The 18,098-nt window shown below is 37.4% G+C and carries 15 protein-coding genes; 13 read left to right on the top strand and 2 right to left on the bottom strand.

All coding sequences use genetic code 11. The features are described 5' to 3' along the window. Nucleotides 1-76: 76 nt before the first annotated feature. The 5 genes from KBP50_RS02460 (at nt 77) to moaA (ending at nt 8,079) form a co-directional block, all read left to right on the top strand. A complete protein-coding gene (locus KBP50_RS02460; protein WP_050349825.1) occupies nt 77-3,760 on the top strand; it encodes a nitrate reductase subunit alpha in 3,684 nt (1,227 codons plus the stop codon). After that, nucleotides 3,750-5,222: a nitrate reductase subunit beta gene (gene narH, locus KBP50_RS02465; RefSeq protein WP_050349826.1), complete on the top strand. Its 1,473-nt coding sequence runs from the start codon at nt 3,750-3,752 to the stop codon at nt 5,220-5,222. The genes KBP50_RS02460 and narH overlap by 11 nt, the downstream gene beginning before the upstream one ends. A gap of 120 nt (nt 5,223-5,342) precedes the next feature. After that, nucleotides 5,343-5,903: a nitrate reductase molybdenum cofactor assembly chaperone gene (gene narJ, locus KBP50_RS02470; protein WP_050349827.1), complete on the top strand. Its 561-nt coding sequence runs from the start codon at nt 5,343-5,345 to the stop codon at nt 5,901-5,903. 12 nt (nt 5,904-5,915) lie between these two features. Then, a complete protein-coding gene (gene narI / locus KBP50_RS02475) occupies nt 5,916-6,605 on the top strand; it encodes a respiratory nitrate reductase subunit gamma (RefSeq protein WP_050350037.1) in 690 nt (229 codons plus the stop codon). A gap of 463 nt (nt 6,606-7,068) precedes the next feature. Continuing rightward, nucleotides 7,069-8,079: a GTP 3',8-cyclase MoaA gene (gene moaA, locus KBP50_RS02480; protein ID WP_050349828.1), complete on the top strand. Its 1,011-nt coding sequence runs from the start codon at nt 7,069-7,071 to the stop codon at nt 8,077-8,079. 264 nt (nt 8,080-8,343) lie between these two features. On the opposite strand, the gene KBP50_RS02485 is transcribed toward moaA, so the two are convergent. Both KBP50_RS02485 and KBP50_RS02490 read right to left on the bottom strand, forming a co-directional pair. After that, the gene (locus KBP50_RS02485) at nt 8,344-9,066 is read right to left on the bottom strand and encodes a Crp/Fnr family transcriptional regulator (protein ID WP_050349829.1); all 723 of its coding nucleotides are present in this window, start codon (nt 9,064-9,066) and stop codon (nt 8,344-8,346) included. Between the two features lie 248 nt (nt 9,067-9,314). Then, on the bottom strand, nt 9,315-9,881 hold the full coding sequence (locus KBP50_RS02490) for a spore coat protein (protein WP_050349830.1): 567 nt from the start codon (nt 9,879-9,881) through the stop codon (nt 9,315-9,317). Nucleotides 9,882-10,118: 237 nt separating this feature from the next. Between KBP50_RS02490 and KBP50_RS02495 the strand changes: the two genes are divergently transcribed. The 8 genes from KBP50_RS02495 (at nt 10,119) to KBP50_RS02530 (ending at nt 17,853) form a co-directional block, all read left to right on the top strand. Next, nucleotides 10,119-10,265 carry a hypothetical protein gene (locus KBP50_RS02495; protein ID WP_157858430.1) on the top strand — a complete coding sequence of 49 codons (147 nt, stop codon included), beginning with the start codon at nt 10,119-10,121 and terminating at the stop codon, nt 10,263-10,265. Nucleotides 10,266-10,468: 203 nt separating this feature from the next. Further along, a complete protein-coding gene (locus KBP50_RS02500; protein ID WP_050349831.1) occupies nt 10,469-11,242 on the top strand; it encodes a DUF2935 domain-containing protein in 774 nt (257 codons plus the stop codon). Nucleotides 11,243-11,828: 586 nt separating this feature from the next. Beyond that, nucleotides 11,829-12,590 (top strand): MerR family transcriptional regulator, encoded by a 762-nt coding sequence (locus tag KBP50_RS02505; protein ID WP_050349832.1) that lies wholly within the window; start codon nt 11,829-11,831, stop codon nt 12,588-12,590. A gap of 102 nt (nt 12,591-12,692) precedes the next feature. Beyond that, nucleotides 12,693-13,127 (top strand): N-acetyltransferase, encoded by a 435-nt coding sequence (locus tag KBP50_RS02510; RefSeq protein WP_050349833.1) that lies wholly within the window; start codon nt 12,693-12,695, stop codon nt 13,125-13,127. Nucleotides 13,128-13,519: 392 nt separating this feature from the next. Continuing rightward, nucleotides 13,520-14,239 carry an ABC transporter ATP-binding protein gene (locus KBP50_RS02515; protein WP_050349834.1) on the top strand — a complete coding sequence of 240 codons (720 nt, stop codon included), beginning with the start codon at nt 13,520-13,522 and terminating at the stop codon, nt 14,237-14,239. After that, nucleotides 14,208-16,661: an ABC transporter permease gene (locus KBP50_RS02520; protein WP_050349835.1), complete on the top strand. Its 2,454-nt coding sequence runs from the start codon at nt 14,208-14,210 to the stop codon at nt 16,659-16,661. Before KBP50_RS02515 ends, KBP50_RS02520 begins: the two co-directional genes overlap by 32 nt. Before the next feature lie 5 nt (nt 16,662-16,666). Further along, on the top strand, nt 16,667-17,170 hold the full coding sequence (locus KBP50_RS02525) for a PadR family transcriptional regulator (protein WP_050349836.1): 504 nt from the start codon (nt 16,667-16,669) through the stop codon (nt 17,168-17,170). A gap of 23 nt (nt 17,171-17,193) precedes the next feature. Beyond that, entirely contained in the window at nt 17,194-17,853 is a 660-nt protein-coding gene (locus KBP50_RS02530; protein ID WP_050349837.1) for a hypothetical protein, read from the top strand. The last annotated feature ends 245 nt before the right edge of the window (nt 17,854-18,098 follow it).

The raw sequence follows: 18,098 nt of genomic DNA on the forward strand, positions 1-18,098 counted from the left end.
GTGTGATGTATATCACATCTTTTCATAAGAAGTGGTGATTAAATGAGTTTAAAGAGATTCATTGGAGGGATAGCCCATGAAGAGGAAACGCTCACCGCTTTGGCGACGACTTAACTATTTGAAACCAAAAGAAACGTATGCAAATAATCATAGCCAGCTACAAGAAGGAAATAGAGATTGGGAACGAGTGTACCGAAATAGGTGGCAACATGACAAGGTTATTCGTTCTACACACGGTGTGAACTGTACGGGTTCATGCAGTTGGAATATTTACGTGAAAGATGGAATCGTTACGTGGGAAGGGCAGCATTTGGACTACCCTACAACTGGACCAGATATGCCAGAATTTGAACCACGTGGTTGTCCGAGGGGAGCTAGCTTTTCTTGGTATCTTTACAGTCCTCTCCGAGTGAAATATCCGTATGTTCGGAAAAAATTATTACAATTATGGAGAGAAGCATTAAAAGAATACAACCATCCTTTAGAAGCTTGGCGAAGTATTGTAGAAAATAAAGATAAAGCAGCTAAGTATAAAACTGCTAGAGGAAAAGGTGGCTTAGTTCGTGCTGATTGGGAAGAAGTAACAAAGCTAGTTGCCGCTTCGGTTCTTTATACGGTAATCAAATATGGTCCAGACCGTAATGTTGGCTTTTCACCGATTCCGGCAATGTCGATGATTAGTCATGCTGCTGGAAGTAGGTTCATGTCATTAATAGGTGGTCCAATGTTAAGCTTTTATGATTGGTATGCAGATCTTCCTCCAGCATCACCGCAAATTTGGGGAGACCAAACGGATGTACCAGAAAGCTCCGATTGGTTTAATGCAGGCTATATCATAACATGGGGATCCAATGTACCATTGACGCGTACCCCGGATGCTCACTTTTTAGCAGAAGCGCGTTACAAAGGGACTAAGGTCGTTTCTGTTAGCCCCGACTATGCGGAGTCGACGAAGTTTTCGGATGATTGGTTGTCCGTGAGGCAGGGAAGTGATGGAGCTGTTGCCATGGCAATGGGACATGTTATTTTAAATGAGTTTTACGATAAGGAAATGACTCCATATTTTGAGACATATGCCAAAACATACACGGATTTTCCATTTATAGTTCGTTTGAAAAAAGGTAAACAGCATTTTCTGGCGGATCGTTTCTTGCATGCGAAAGATTTAAAAAAAGCATGTAGACATAGCGAATGGAAGCCAGCTATGTATAACCAACGAACCAGTGACTTTGCTATTCCACAAGGAACGATGGGATCTCGCTGGAGTGATGAAGGAAAATGGAATCTCTTACTGGTAGACGAACTAACAGGAGAACCAATTGAACCCATCTTAAGCTTTTTAGGTTTAGAAGATAAAGTAGTAAATGTAGATATGCCTTACTTTGACAATACGACAAAAAAACTATTAAAACGGGCAGTTCCCGTGAAGGAATTGGAGCTAGATGGGAAGCGGGAATATGTTACAACGGTCTACGATTTAATGCTGGCAAATTATGGGGTGGACCGAGGCATCGGTGGTGAGGTTGCTAGCACGTATGATGCGATTGCACCCTTCTCGCCAGCTTGGCAAGAGGAAATCAGTGGCGTAGATCGGAAATTAGTTATAAAAATAGCTCGAGAGTTTGCCCGGAATGCTATTGACACAAACGGTCGATCAATGATTATTATGGGAGCAGGCATTAACCATTGGTTCAACTCTGACACCATTTATCGCGCAATTGTCAATCTTGTGTTAATGGTCGGCGCCCAAGGAGTGAATGGAGGAGGATGGGCTCACTATGTAGGACAGGAAAAATTACGCCCTGTAGAAGGCTGGACGCAAATAGCTACAGCCAAAGATTGGGGCGGGCCTCCAAAGTTGCAAAATGGAACTTCTTTTTTCTATTTCGCTACAAACCAATGGCGATTTGAAGAGACACCAGTGAGTGATCTCGTTGCAGCACATGTAGATAAAGCAAGATATGATCACCACGGTGATTACAATGTATTAGCTGCTAGGCTCGGTTGGTTGCCGTCTTATCCTACATTTAATCAAAATGGGATTGAATTGTATAAACAAGCAATAGCCAAAGGAAATAGTACGACTGAGCAAATTGGTCAATATGTCGCAGAACAATTAAAGCAACAAAAGCTGCAATTTGCCATAGAAGATCCAGATAATCCTGTCAATTTTCCGAGAAATTTATTTGTCTGGCGAGCTAATTTGATTTCCAGTTCAGGTAAAGGACACGAATATTTTCTGAAATACTTATTAGGAACGTCACATGGGTTGTTAAATACGGATGAAGATACGATACGCCCAGAAGAAATAAAATGGCGGGATAAGGCAGCTGAAGGAAAATTAGACCTGTTAATCAATTTGGACTTTCGGATGGCTGGCACAGCACTATACTCAGATGTGATTTTACCGGCGGCCACATGGTACGAAAAGCATGACCTATCGAGTACGGACATGCATCCGTTTGTACATCCATTTAATCCAGCGATTGCTTCACCATGGGAAGCAAAGTCGGATTGGGATATATTTAAGGCATTAGCAAAAGCAGTTTCTGACTTAGCAAAATCTATCGATATGGATTCGATAAAAGAGGTAGTCGCTACTCCATTAAACCATGATACACCTCAAGAAATGGCACAAACATTTGGGGAAATTAAGGATTGGTCCAAAGGAGAATGCGAACCGATTCCAGGCAAAACGATGCCACAAATTCACGTGGTTGAACGAGATTATAAAACAATTTATGAAAAAATGACCGCCCTTGGTCCAAATATGGTAAAGAGTCCATATGGCAGTAAAGGTATCCAATGGAAAATGGATAAGGAATATGAGCAAGTGAAGCGCAATATCGGCACTGTTAAAAATGGGAGCATAGCTGATGGTTGTCCTAACCTCGAAAATGCTAAAGATGCATGTGAAGCGATTCTCATGCTTTCCTCTACAACCAACGGAGAGATAGCAGTGAAGGCGTGGGAAGCATTGGAATCAAAAACAAATCTGCAGCTTAAGGATTTAGCCACTGATCGTAAAGAGGAGTTATTCACCTTTGAGCAAATAACCGCACAACCAAAAACGGTTATTACATCGCCGGCATTCAGTGGCTCGGAAAAAGGAGGACGGAGATATTCACCGTTTACAACAAATATTGAAAGAATGATCCCCTTCCGCACCATTACGGGAAGACAATCTTATTTCTTAGATCATGAAATGATAAAAGAATTTGGGGAACAGTTTGCTGTATATAAACCCATTTTAAACCATCGACCGTTTCGAAAAGAACGCCCAGAAATGGAAGGAAAGGAAATTACGCTCAATTATTTGACTCCTCATAACAAATGGTCCATTCACAGCATGTACTTTGATGCTCAGCCTATGTTAACGCTCTTTAGAGGGGGGCCAACAATTTGGTTAAACAAAGATGATGCAAAGGAAGTAGATGTAGAGGATAACGATTGGATCGAATGCTTCAACCGAAATGGCGTTGTTGTGGCACGGGCGGTTGTATCCCATCGGATCCCGAGGACGATGGCCTTTATGCATCATGCCCAGGACAGACATATTCATACGCCAGGAACAAAATTAACAAAAAATCGTGGCGGTACGCATAATAGTCCAACACGTATTCATGTGAAACCAACACATATGATTGGTGGCTATGCGCAACTTAGCTACGGCTTTAATTACTATGGTCCTACTGGGAATCAGAGAGACTTAAATGTGGTTATTCGAAAGTTGAAGGAGGTAGATTGGCTTGAAAATTAAAGCACAGGTAGGAATGGTCATGAACCTTGATAAGTGCATTGGTTGCCATACTTGCAGTGTTACATGTAAAACTACTTGGACGAACCGCGCCGGAGCGGAATATATGTACTTTAATAATGTAGAAACAAAGCCGGGAATTGGTTATCCAAAACAGTGGGAAGATCAGGATAAATATAAGGGAGGTTGGGAATTAAGAGATGGTAAACTAACGCTTAAATCTGGGTCAAAAGCAAAACGACTTATCGACCTCTTTTACAATCCTTACCAGCCAGAAATCGATGATTATTATGAACCGTGGGATTATGATTATGAGACATTAACGAATTCCAAAGAGAAAAAGCACCAGCCAGTTGCCAGGGCAAAGTCAGCGATAACGGGTGAGTTCATGGATTTGGAATGGGGACCGAATTGGGAGGATGATCTTGCAGGTGCTCATATAACAGGACTTAGGGATCCGAATATCCTGCAAATGGAAGAAACGATTAAAACAGAGTTTGAAGATGTATTTATGATGTATTTACCACGGATATGTGAACATTGTATCAATGCTCCCTGTGTTTCTGCTTGTCCATCAGGAGCTATGTACAAGCGAGATGAAGATGGTATTGTACTTGTTGATCAAAATGCATGTCGCGCCTGGAGACACTGTGTCACTTCTTGTCCGTATAAAAAAGTGTATTTCAATTGGAAAACAAACAAAGCAGAAAAGTGTACCATGTGTTATCCAAGAATAGAAAATGGCAAACCTACTATATGCTCGGAAACATGTGTCGGCAGAATTCGCTATCTTGGCATTATGCTTTATGATGCGGATAAAGTACTAGATGCAGCGTCCGTAGAAGATGAAAAAGACTTATACAATGCTCAATTAAATATTTTTCTAGATCCGAACGATCCTGCAGTGATTGCAGAAGCAAAAAAAGAAGGAATTCCAATGGATTGGATAGAGGCAGCGCAAAAATCACCACTATATAAAATGGTTATAGATTGGAAGATTGCGTTACCTTTGCACCCTGAATACCGCACGATGCCAATGGTTTGGTATATCCCCCCACTAAGTCCAATTATGAACATGATTGAAGGGAAGGGGAGTAAGGCAAATACAGAAGATATTTTTCCCGCCATTGACCAAATGCGTATTCCTATTGAATACTTGGCAAATTTATTAACTGCTGGTGATACAGAGCAGATACGCAAGGCTTTAAAAAAGATGGCCGTCATGCGAAGCTATATGCGCTCGGAAACGACCGGTAACGTATTCCATCTCGATAGAATCACAGAACTTGGATTGAAAGAGGCAGATATAAAAGAAATGTATCGCTTGCTGGCAATTGCTAAATATCATGATCGCTTTGTTATTCCTATGAGCCATAAAGAAGAAGTTGCTAACTTATACGAAGAGCAGGGGATTTGCGGGCTTGATTTTGCAGGGGGACCTGGGAACTGTGGTGTCTTCTCATAATGGGAAGATTACGAATGATTTTACTGGAATTTCGAGGTTAGTAGCAAGGCGGAGTGAGTCGTGCCCTATTCAACAATTTCATTTTTAAAATAAATCTTATCGAAAAGGGGGCTGTTTTTAATGAATCCAGTAGCAATGTACCAAATGATCGCTTTTCTTTTGAAGTACCCTAACGAAGAGTTAATGAAGGAATTGCCATATTTAAAACAGGAAATAGAACATTTAAACGACCCATTGATCAAAAATAAACTGCATAAATTCATTGAAATTGTGTCGGATACGCATTTAACCGATTGGGTAGATCATTACGTTGAAACCTTTGACTTTGGGAAAGTGACCAACTTATACGTTACCTATTTGAAATTAGGAGAGCATCGAAAAAGAGGCATGGAATTATTACAGTTAAAAAATTTCTATGAGCAGGCTGGATTTTTTGTAACGGATAAGGAACTTCCTGATTATTTACCGCTAATGCTTGAATTTTGTGCTCAAGTTTCTATGGAAAAAAGTAATGAGTTGCTGCAGCTTCATAGCAAGTCGATTTGGATGATACGTGAAAAACTTTCAGAAGCTGGTAGTTATTATGACTTATTATTTGACGCACTATTTCTACAAATGGAAGCAAATGGATTAGAAATTGAACCGTACAACCAAGAAATAGTTAACGCAGAAGTGAGGTAGAATGGCATGAAAATAATCGATTTATTACTGTGGGGAGTATTTCCATATATTGTATTGACGATATTTATTGGTGGTCATATTTATCGGTATCAAAAAGACCAGTTTGGCTGGACAACAAAATCAAGTGAGTTTTTAGAGAAGAAATTATTACGTGTTGGATCTGTATTATTTCATTTTGGTATTTTTGCTGTTCTTGGTGGTCATGTTCTTGGTCTTATTATTCCAGTTGAATTCTATCAATCATTAGGTATTACAGAGCATACCTATCATGTTATTGCTATTGTATGCGGCTTGCCAGCAGGGCTTGCTGCTTTCACAGGGGCTACGATCTTATTGTATCGCCGAATAAGTGTAAAGCGAATTAAAGTAACGACTTCGCCAAGTGACTGGGTAGCCTTGATTTTTGTGTTAATGGCAATCATAACTGGACTTTTAGCAACTAGTTTCAATGTTGATGCTCATGGATTTGACTATCGTACGACCATCGCTCCTTGGATTAGGGGAATACTAGTCTTTCATGTACAACCGGAACTAATGGCTAGCGTTCCAATTTGGTTTAAGATTCATATTTATACGACGTTTGGTTTATATACAGTATGGCCTTTTACAAGACTTGTTCATGCATTTAGTTTTCCTATCCGTTATTTACGTAGAAGTTATATTATTTATAGAGAAAGGGTAGCTTTAAAAAAAATTAATTAGAAAGAAAAAGTTTATGGTTGAGGGCCGTCAAAAGAACCAGTTACATTTGTTACATTTAGTACGGTGACTTTATCCATTGGCTTTTTTGGTAGCTCTTTTCTGTTAGCAATGCACGTGGTACATGGAGTTCTTGACGCAGATTTGAACACGTTCTTGATGTGAATTTGTTTATCTACAGAAAAGGAAGTATATGGGTGCCGCGTTTTATAATTTTTTCGAGATAACAGCTTTATTTTATCCCGTATATAAGGTGCTGTAAGACTCCCACTTCAGGAGATTTGGTTAAATCTGTACTGCAACAAGTCTAAGTGGAAGGTAATAGTACCTAACTAGATGCCCTATTTTGTAAGCGTCCTTTAAGTCATACCCGTGGGCTACTAACAAGCCGTGGGGATGAACGAAAACCATATCTGTCCAAAGATTCACTTTATTATCATGATTACTAGTGTTAGGAGGAGAGCATATGTCACCTTTATTAGATAAATTAGGACGCCCTTTACAAGATCTACGGATTTCTGTCACAGATCGGTGCAATTTTAGGTGCAGATATTGTATGCCAAAAGAGGTATTTGGTAAGGACTTTACGTTTATGCCTAGAAACAAACTTCTTTCCTTTGAGGAGATAGAACGAATTACTAAAATCTTTGTAAAACTTGGAGTGAAAAAAATTCGCCTAACTGGTGGGGAACCGCTATTACGTAAAGATTTACCGATGTTAATAGAGAAATTAGCCAATATTTCCGGATTGGATGATATTGCCTTGACAACCAATGCCTCTTTACTAGAGCGTATGGCTGCTAAATTAAAGCAGGCAGGGTTAAAAAGGGTAAATGTAAGTTTAGATGCACTCGATATTAAAACATTTCAATCCATTAGTGACACCGCTCATAAAAATGAAACTGTTCTTCGAGGGATTGACAAGGCAATGCAAGTTGGCTTAGGTGTAAAGGTCAATATGGTTGTCAAAAAAGGGATGAATGATGACCGAATAGTTCCAATGGCAAGCTATTTCAAAAAACGTGGAATAACGTTACGCTTTATCGAGTTTATGGATGTTGGACAATCGAACGGATGGGATTATAGTAAAGTCATTTCAAAAAAAGAATTACTTGCTACACTTTCAAAGCATTTTGAACTAGAATCGGTTGATGCAAATGATATAGGTCAGGTTGCTAAACGATATCGTTATCGTGGAACAAAAACAGAAGTTGGTTTTATCACTTCCGTATCTGAACCATTCTGTTCTACATGTACGAGAATGCGAATTGCAGCTGATGGCAAGTTATATAAATGCCTTTTTGCAACAGAAGGCTTTGATTTACGAAGTTTGTTGCGTTCAGGTTTGAATGATGAAACAATTCAATCAGCTATTGTCTCGACCTGGAGAGAAAGGGTTGATCGTTATTCAGATGAACGAACAGAGGAATCTGCAAAAAACAGGAAGAAAATAGCAATGTCTTATATAGGTGGTTAGTTATTACGAGCAGTAGGAATATAGGGATGACGGTCATTTTAAGAGAAAAGCTATTCAAACTCATAGATTAAAAAGGATAGAATAAAATTAGCAAAAAGTTGGATCGCTCGCTTGTTACTATGTATAAAGTTATGATGACTATGGCATTAAAACAAATTTACCTTTTTTTCTAAAGAAAGTAATTCACTTATTATTTAAGCTAATGCAAAGATTGATTCAGTTATCTCCTGTTTCTTTAATTCCAGTAGCTGGATGATAGAAAGTTCAGTTAATATTACAAAGTTCAATTGGACAGTATTCACAACCAATTTCATCCCGAAGAAACTTTATATTTTTGATTAAAATTTTACCGTTTTCCTCCATCGAAATAACACCCATTTTTTTAAGTTCACTTAGCATTCGATTAATACTTTCTCTTCTGGCTGCACAAAATTGGGCTAATTCTCTGTTCGTAAAGACCATATCTATGAGAATTCCGTTTTTATGAACCACTCCATAACTGTTTGATAAACGGATAAGCGTGGAATAAAGCGCACCTTTTTTGCCATTTAACAGTAAATCGCGAATCTTTGTTTGGAATTTGCGCATATGGTCGGCACTCCACTTCATGAATTCCAACGTTAGAGCAGGGTTGGAGAGAAGTTCTCTTTCCAATTTATCTTTATTTAACATAACTACTTCACCGGATTCAATAACTTTGGCGCTGAGAAAATAGGTAGCATGTTGACTAAATAAAGTCAGCTCGCCGACAATGTCACCGCGATTGCATATTCTCAACGTTAGCTCTTTGCCATCTGAGGTAAGTTTATCAATTTGAATTTGTCCTGATCTAATAAGGTAAATCTCATGAGCATCTTCTCCCTCATGAAATAAGTGACGACCCTGATGCATTGGTTTTACTGTACCTATTTCATTTAACATGATGTGCAATTCTTTTGGGATCATTGCTTTTTCATATGGTAGCTTTTTCAGTAAATTGGTTTCCATGTCGATCTCCTCTCTAAAAAAATATCTACTCTCCTCTATTTTAACATGAGAAATCATTTTTGATGATTGAATTATAAACGTTTACATTATTGTCACGTACTTTCAATAAGTTTCATAGTAAAAACTCCAAATGCTGATAGTATGCATATCAAAAAAGGTTAGATCTTCAGATTTATGGATTCTAATCTTAAAAAGAGAAGCAAAATAGCTAATCATAATGAATGTAGCTATTTTGCTTTTAGTATTAATTATTGTTGTGTTAATTGTTCCACAGGTTGATAAATAGATCCAATCGTATTTATGGCATTTTGTGGTGCTGCCATTAATGGGTAGTAACCTTTTTTTGTCATATACTGCCATATTTCATATGCGTGGTGGTTACTATTTAAAAACGCGTTTTCTAAAAAGGTTCTTAGATCAGGGTTGGCGCACTCTACTGATGCAATGCTATAGTTTTTTGCAGAGCTTTTCTGATTTAATAAATAAGCTGTTGCAATTTCCCGATCATTGTGTTGTTGCACATCTGTTCTCGGAGTAACAGATGGAAATTCGTTAACTGGCGCTTGGGTATAAGAGTCTAATACAGGCTTTAAATCAGCTGGTTTGAATTTCGAAATATCTGGTGTCGTTTGACTTTGGACAAATTCTACTTTTAAATTGTAGTCTTTAACATGTAGTGGAAAATGATTTTGTAATAATTCTTTTAATTCTGGGTCTTGCGCTTGATTAATATAACTAGCCATACATGTGACCGTATTATAACAACCTGCAATAAGTTCACTTAGTTCATGTAATTCATGAGCAGCTAAATTCATTTTAGAATCACCCTTTTTATCAAATTTACTATATAGGATTGGTAAAAAAATTGAAGTTATGCAAACTTTATCGTTTTTATAATTTGTATACCAATACTTAACCCGTATATAAGGTGCTATAAGACTTCCACTTCAGCAGTTGAATTATTTGATGCATCAAGTCTAAGTGGGAGATGGCGACATCAAAATTTTCGATACGATCGCATCAAGTAGGACATGGACTAAGGAGGCCGTCATATGCAGAAAAGGTGTTTGTTCTTTTTCAGGACAAGGAAAGCTGCGTTAGCAACGTATCGCATGTTGAAAAAGTTCTTCTTTTCCAATCACAAGAAAAACTTCGGAGGCGTTACTTCACAAGCGGAAAAAGTTTTTAAGGAGGCTTAAGGCTTTAGCCGTTGTTCTACTTTTGTCAGCAGGAGATGGAGAAAAAGCTCTACGAAACGAAGTTTCACTTTATGCCATATTTTATACCAGTGACGTAATATGGCTCGCAAATGGTGTATAGATGTTAATTTGCTAACGATGAAAAAAACTAATAATATCGTTCACTACTGAATACAATGAAGTAAGTGAAAGGAGATGATTAGTTGGCAAATTACTTAAAAAGCGCTATGTTTGAGCATGAATTTTGGCTACAGGTTTTGGAAGATCACGCAAGGTTCATACATGATTCTCTCTATCCATCGGAGAAAAAGGATATTGAAAAGGCTACTTACTTTATTCAACATTTCAACCAACTTCTAATTAAAGCAAAATCTTTAAATGAAACAAATGCAATCGCTTTTGCAAATAATGTAGAGAATATGGTTGAACAATTAAGAGCATTCAAGCTTTCCATTATTAAGCGCCAATTATTTGGGGATATTGGCATCCACCTTACCCCTACTTTTTTGAACCATATGGTAAATGAATTGGAAGAATACCAGCTTGTGTTAAGTTATCTCAAAGAAGGGAAGGTTCCTCCAATTTTTCACGAACTGCATCATCATTTAATCTGGCTTTTAGATGCTTCTGGTCATGCAGGTGCTATAGATTCTCGGATGGATGGGGTTGAGAAAAGGCTAAAAGAAAAAAGCCAAGCATTTAACAAGCATTTCGATCAATTTTATTTAAAAGCTGTCGAATTAACGGGTTACTTACGAGCAAATGTACAAACCTTCCCTGCATTAAATAGATTTACAGATGACGTCGAACTGGAGATGGAGTTATTTAAGACGTTCTTGAATGAATTAGAGGAAATGGAATTGAGTGCAGAAGTATTAGGAACGTTTACAGCTTCCATGGCTGATCATATGGCTAGGGAAGAGCGTTATTACTTAATGAAATTGGCTGAATCTAAGAAGTTGTTTTCCAATGATTAAGCCCACAAGTAGAAGTGCAGGCTTTTATATTGTTTCATTTGTAGAAGTTAGAGCATAAAGAATATAGAAGAATTATCTTGTGGCAGATATGGAGCTTTTATTTGAAATTATAAGATGCATAATTGTTTTGTCGACGTTTCATATATGAAAAAATTTGGCTACCTTTCGAATACATATACTATGAAACAAATTCTAATGGAAAATGCTTGGGATTAGCAAGTAGCCAAGTAATATATTAATAAGCACAATGAGTGTAGAACGTATGCGTTTTGCACTTTTTTTATCCCGTATATAAGGTGCTGTAAGCCTCCCGCTTTAGGAGTTGGATAATATGTACTGCAACAAGTCTAAGTGAGAGATAACAGTACCTAATCCCGATTTCATAAGTGTCCTTTAAGACGTACCCTTGGGCTATTAACAAGCCGTGGAAATGAATAAAAACCCCCACTGATTGAATTTCACTTTATTTACAAGTACATCAAGCACATATAGAGGCTTCGCTTTTCTGCGGCATTAGTTTACACTTGCCTATGACGTTACGTTATAAGATAAACTGAGATAGAAAAGTGAAAGAGGGGGATTTTGAATGGGCAAAGAGTACTTCACAGTGAAACAGTTTGCGAACATGATTGGTACAACTGAGCGTACGTTACAATATTATGACCGAAAAGGGGTATTAAAGCCGACGAGTTATACAGAGCACGGCCATCGTCTGTATACGCATGCCGATATATTTAAAGCGCAAAAAATAGTTACCTTAAAATATTTAGGATTTTCACTAAAGGAAATTATAGAACATCTTAGTGAAAACGCTGGGAAAAACATGCAAGAAACCTTAGAGCAACAAAAAAAATTACTGGAAGAAAAGCGCGAACATCTTGATCATGTTATTCGCACAATTTCACGGGTAGAAAAAATTACAGAGAACAATGAAATAGGTAGCGATCTGTTATTAACGATTATTCACGCTACAACAACAGAAAGACATACAGAGGCATGGCTAGCCAAACACCTATCACCGACAGCAGTTGAACAGATATTCATGCGTCATTTATCAGAAGAAGATAGACTGGCCATAGAACGAGAGGCGATGACATATATTCAGCAGTTGCAACAATTTTATCATCAAGGATTTTTGCCACATCATGTTGAAGTTCAGAGAACGATTGAACAGCTAATGGAATACACCGTGAATATGTTGGGGGATGAATTACTAGAACAAATTGGTGAGTTGGAACTAGAGGGAGAAGCTCTATTTCACTTCAGCTTTATGTCCTTAGAATTGGAAAAATTTATTGGAGAAGCAATAGATATTTACATGGAAAAGGCGGAAGCATTGGAGCGATAATGATTAGATGTATAATGAAGTTATTACTTAACTCTTTACGGCGGTTTGTAATGTCCTATACGAAACAGCAAATGAAAGAAATAGAAGAAAAGGTGATTTAGTATGAAAATAAGAAAATATCATCCAGATGAATTAGATAGGTTAGTAGAGATTTGGTATGAAGGTTCACTATATGCGCATGACTTTATCATGCAAAGCTATTGGGGGTCGCAACGAAAAGCGATGAAGGAAACGTACTTGCCAATGGCAGAAACGCATGTCATCATAGTTGAGGGAAAAATTGCAGGCTTTATTTCTATGGTCGATAATTACTTAGCAGCGTTATTCGTCAATGTGGATCATCAGGGCAAAGGATACGGAAAAAAACTGTTACAGTTTGTAAAAGAAAAACGAAAGCAAATTCAATTAAAAGTGTATCTGAAAAACGAGCAGGCAATTCATTTTTATCGTAAAAATGGTTTTAAGATCCAAGCCGAACAATTAGATGAACCGACAGGAGAAAAAGAATATGTCATGGAGTGGAATAGCGGTAATTAGCTAGCGTAATTGAAGTGTCATTTTTATCCATCATATAAGGTGCGGTAAGACTCCCACTTCGGAGTAGGTTCATCTGTACTGCCAACAAGCCTAAGTCGGAGATAACAGCACCTAAATGCCCTATTTTGTAAGAGATCTTGAGGTCATAGACTTAGGCTACTATCGATCAGTGGGGATGAGTGAAAATCGTCCACTGACTGAAGATTACTTTATTATTCATAGAGAATGGAGTAGGAATTAAACCACCATTACAGTATATACTAGATATATATTGAAAAGGTGGTTTTTTGGTATTTTTACATTTAAATTATTAATTATACGCAAAAAAAGATTGATTATATATATACTTAGTATATAATTGTGGTAAACACAAAATGATGGGAGAGCCAAATGTGATTCGAGTCAATCATTTAACTAAAGAATATATTCAAGGGCAAGAAAAAATCCAAGTACTAAAAGGAGTAAATGTACAAATTAATGAAGGGGAATTTGTAGCCATTATGGGTCCTAGCGGGTCTGGAAAAAGTACATTATTGCAATTAATGGGAGGACTTGATTTACCGACGAGTGGTGATATACAAATTAATCAACAGCCCTTACATGAAATGAATGAAAAGAAAAGAACGATTTTCCGCAGGCGACACTTAGGGTTTGTATTTCAAAATTATCAGCTGCTACCAACATTAACAGTTGAAGAAAATATTGCTTTTCCTATTCATGCTGATGGGAAAATAAAGAAAAAGCACCAGCAATCAATAACTAATTTAATCTCAGAGGTTGGATTAAAAGGTTTCGAAAAAAAGCGTGCTAATTTACTTAGCGGTGGTCAGCAACAGCGTGTAGCTATTGCGAGGGCGCTTGTTAATCATCCTTCTGTATTATTAGCTGATGAGCCAACAGGAAATTTAGATAGGACGATAGCAGAGGATATTCTTCGCTTATTATTGACATTTAATCGTAAACATAACCAGACAATTGTCATGGTGACGCATGATATCTTTGCAGCAGGCTTTGCTGATCGAATCATTCTTTTTAGGGATGGTGTTATTGAGAAGGTCATTGCTAGAAAGGATGAAGATTATGCTAAATATATGGCGAATTTCATGGCGTAATATGACAACACATAAAAAACGATTTTTCTTTTCCTTAATAGCAATTATCTTTGGGATTTCCTTTTTAACAGCAATGTTAATCGCTGATCGAACGACCAATGATGTCTTTCGCTATTACGAAAAGATGTATGTAGCTAATGCTGATTATTGGATTTTAAGTGACGAACATACCTATTCTGAAGCTGAAATATCTAGTGTTATAACCAGTCCCGAAGTTACGAATTCTTTACTAGCACTGGATAAACAAGCGTTCTTTGAACTTAATGAAAACCGTACCTTACAGGAAAGATCTGTTCGTATTACCGGAGTAAGCGATCAAGCTAGTTCGTTGCTTAAACTTCCTGTTATAGAGGGGAGCTTGGATAATAAGGGTTTTGTTATTCCAAAAGCTGTGGCGGAATTATTGGACAAAAAGGTTGGTGATACCATTGCTATTGAAGGATTAGGAACAGCAAAAGTATCAGCAATTGTAGAATACACCCAATTACTTGCAAGTCCTGACAATTGGGAAAATGCTAATTCAACAAGCTTTCGCATTATGGCTCCATTGGATATGCTAAGAGAATGGACAGGAATGAATAATGAAATTTCTTATATGCGATTTCAAACAGAAGGGGATGGAAAAGAACTTTTTCAATCAGTGCAACAAACTCTTAAAGATACAAGTATGTATATTCAGCCAGTAGTTGCAGATGATTTACAAAGTAATGATATTGAAGGACTTTATGCATTCTTTTATTTAGTCGCTATTCTTTCTATCTGTATCAGCGGGTTTATTGTGTTTAATATTATTTATACAAGTGTTATGGAAAGAAAAAAAGAATTTGCAGTGATGAAAAGCCTCGGGTATTTACAAAGTTCTGTATCTAAGCTGGTACTTATTGAAATGACCTTACTAGCTTCAGTCGGAACGTTAATTGGAGTGCCTTTCGGTGTATGGCTTGGAGATATATTTATGGAGGCGCTGCTAAGTGTGTTTAAATTTGATATGGTTTACACGCTGCAATGGGAGCTGCCGGTCATTATATCTGGTCTGATTGGGTTACTATTTCCCGTTATTTTTGCATTATTTCCAATTTATGTTGCGGGAAAAACACCTGTTTTATTGGCTATAAAGGAAGCAAGCACCAATCAATCCGCATCGTATCGTTTTTTAATTAGGAATATCTTAGGTTTAGGGATGCTAGGTTTTCTTTTTATGGATGGTCCCCTTTCATATATCGCCATTTTAGTAGCATCGGTTCTGCTATTTCCTTGCTTTGTTATCGGTTTAAAATGGGTTTTAAAACCCGTATTAGAGTTCCTGTTTTATTTTCCCGGGAAGGTTGCTGCAAAAAATCTGATACAACAGTTGAATAGAAATGCAAATTCAGCTGCTATTCTTGCTATAGGCATAGCCATTATCTTATTGCTAGGTGCTGCAATTGAATCAGCTCCTAAAACGCTTGGAAAAGAAATTAGAGAGACATATGGGGGAGATGTTCGAATCACGTCTGAAGCACCTTGGACGCAAGGCGATATAGCAAAGCTTCAATCCTACGAATTCGTTACAAAGGTTGAACCTTTAGCAGAGACAAAACCGATTACTTGGAAAACGACACAAGGAAACAGTAGGCAATTCTCTGTTTTTTCGGTTAACCGTAATGGTCCCTCTTTATTCGATGCTGAAAAAAATGTCTATTCGAAATTAGCACATAAGCCAACGGTTATTCTTGGAAGTAGGGCTTTTGAGGAATGGGGAGGAAATATAGGGCAAACGATAGAGATGAATACCCCTTCTGGAAAACAAAGGTATGAAGTGATTGACGTAGTAAATACCTCTCATTATTCAGGGTATGTCGCATTTATGGATAATAATCATTTCCAGGAAAATTTTGGCTGGTCTAGCGCTTTTGATATTCTGCTTACGGTTGATAAGCAAACTGAACAGTTACGTACAGAACTATATAATGATTTTGGAGATCATTTAGCAAAAGTACAAACTGTGGAGGAAGAAATTGAATCGGCAACTTCTGCTGTCAAAGGGATGAACGATCTTATTTTATTTATGTTGCTGCTTATCATTCTTTTAGCCAGCGTTGGTACTGCTAATACATTATTAATGAATACAATGGAGAGAAGAGTAGAAATTGGTACGATGAGGGCTATCGGCTTTACAAAGCAACAGGTACGTACGATGGTACTTCTGGAAGGGTTGCTAATAGGGTTAGCTGGAGTATTCGGCGGAATTATAATTGGTGCGCTACTCATATATGTAACCAGTAAATGGACGTTTATGGAAGGCTTTATGTCTTTTCAATTACCACTTGATAACGTTATACTAGCTATGATCGCTGGAGTTACCTTAAGTCTTTGTGCAGCTTGGGTTTCCAGTAGAAGTGTCATGAGACAAAACGTTGCATCATCACTTAAAGAAGGTTGATTAAAATGTCAGTAAGATATGGGATTTTAACGTTATTATCGGTTAAACAGCATCATGGCTATGAATTAAAAATAGAATTGGATTCCCTCCTTGGACTAAAAGGGAAAATCAATCCTGGTCAAATATATACAACGCTTGATCGTCTAACACGGGATGGACTTGTCACTTCGCCAGGGTTCGATGAGCAGGACAGAAGATTATATGATATCCACTTAAAAGGGAAAGAGGAATTGAATAAATGGCTAATAGAACCAGTAGCGTATAGCAACACAAAAGAAGATTTCTTCTTTAAATGGAGCTGCGCCAGAAGAACTAATTCTGAATTGGAAAAAATGATGTTGACACAGCAAAAAGAATTAATTGTTAAGGAAGTAATGGAGCTAACAAAATTAAAGACGGAATTATTAATGGAAGGTGATGAGAATAGATATTTATTAGTTACTGGTACGTTATTACATTTAGAAGCGGATTTGACTTGGATTAATCAAGTGGAAAACCGAGCACATTAATTTTGGAATACGAGGTTAATCTAATGAATAAGGGGGAAGTTGTTCTGGAATTTGTGGTTCATTATAGCTGGGAATTGTTTATAGCTGCGGAAGTATTATCCCTTGGTTCTTTGATTTTATTTGGTATATTTCGCTATTTTTTGAATAAGCCGAAGCTGGGAGTACTGTTTATTCTTTTATTCTTGTTTTTATTAACTGCAGAAGCCTTATTAGGTGTGTATGTATACGAGCAAACAGGAGAGATTTCTACCTTTCTTATCGTTATCACAATTTTTGTAATCTATGCATGTACATTTGGTATTGTTGATTTTTTAAGACTAGACCGTTGGATGCGCAGTAAAATTGGCAAGATGCGTGGCGTAGAACTGCTTACAGAAAAAGATTACGCCATCATGAGAAGAAATAAAGATCCCAAATATATTGCGAAGAAGTATCGCATCTCTTCGCTGATTCACTTAGTAATCTTTCTAGTTGTGCAAACTATTTTTTGGTCATTGGGAACAGATAGTTGGCAGGAAATGAAATCGTATTTGACCGATTTATCATGGTTAGAGCAGGGGGAAGCCAAAAATTCACCATATCCGAATGAGACCATTTTTTCTATTGGTATGATTTGGAGTATTGTTTTTGTTGCTGATTTTATTTATTCTTGGTCGTATACGATCTTCCCTAGCAAGGGATAATGATGTTTTCTGTTCTATTCGTTTATTCCTAAGTTTGAACGGTGAATACGTTGAAACAGTTCAATGAGGTGTTTGACTTCATTGAACTGTTTTTTTGAGAAGATAAGAAACCAGCATGGCTCGCCTAGAGCACAAGCCACCATCTATCATGAAAAAACTTTTGCTTTAATGTTTAGATTCTTAAAATACTGTCTAAAATAAATGAGTTAGATAAGTTAAATAGAGTTGTTTTTTCATACAAAAGT

It is taken from the genome of Virgibacillus pantothenticus, assembly GCF_018075365.1.
GTDB lineage: Bacteria > Bacillota > Bacilli > Bacillales > Amphibacillaceae > Virgibacillus > Virgibacillus pantothenticus.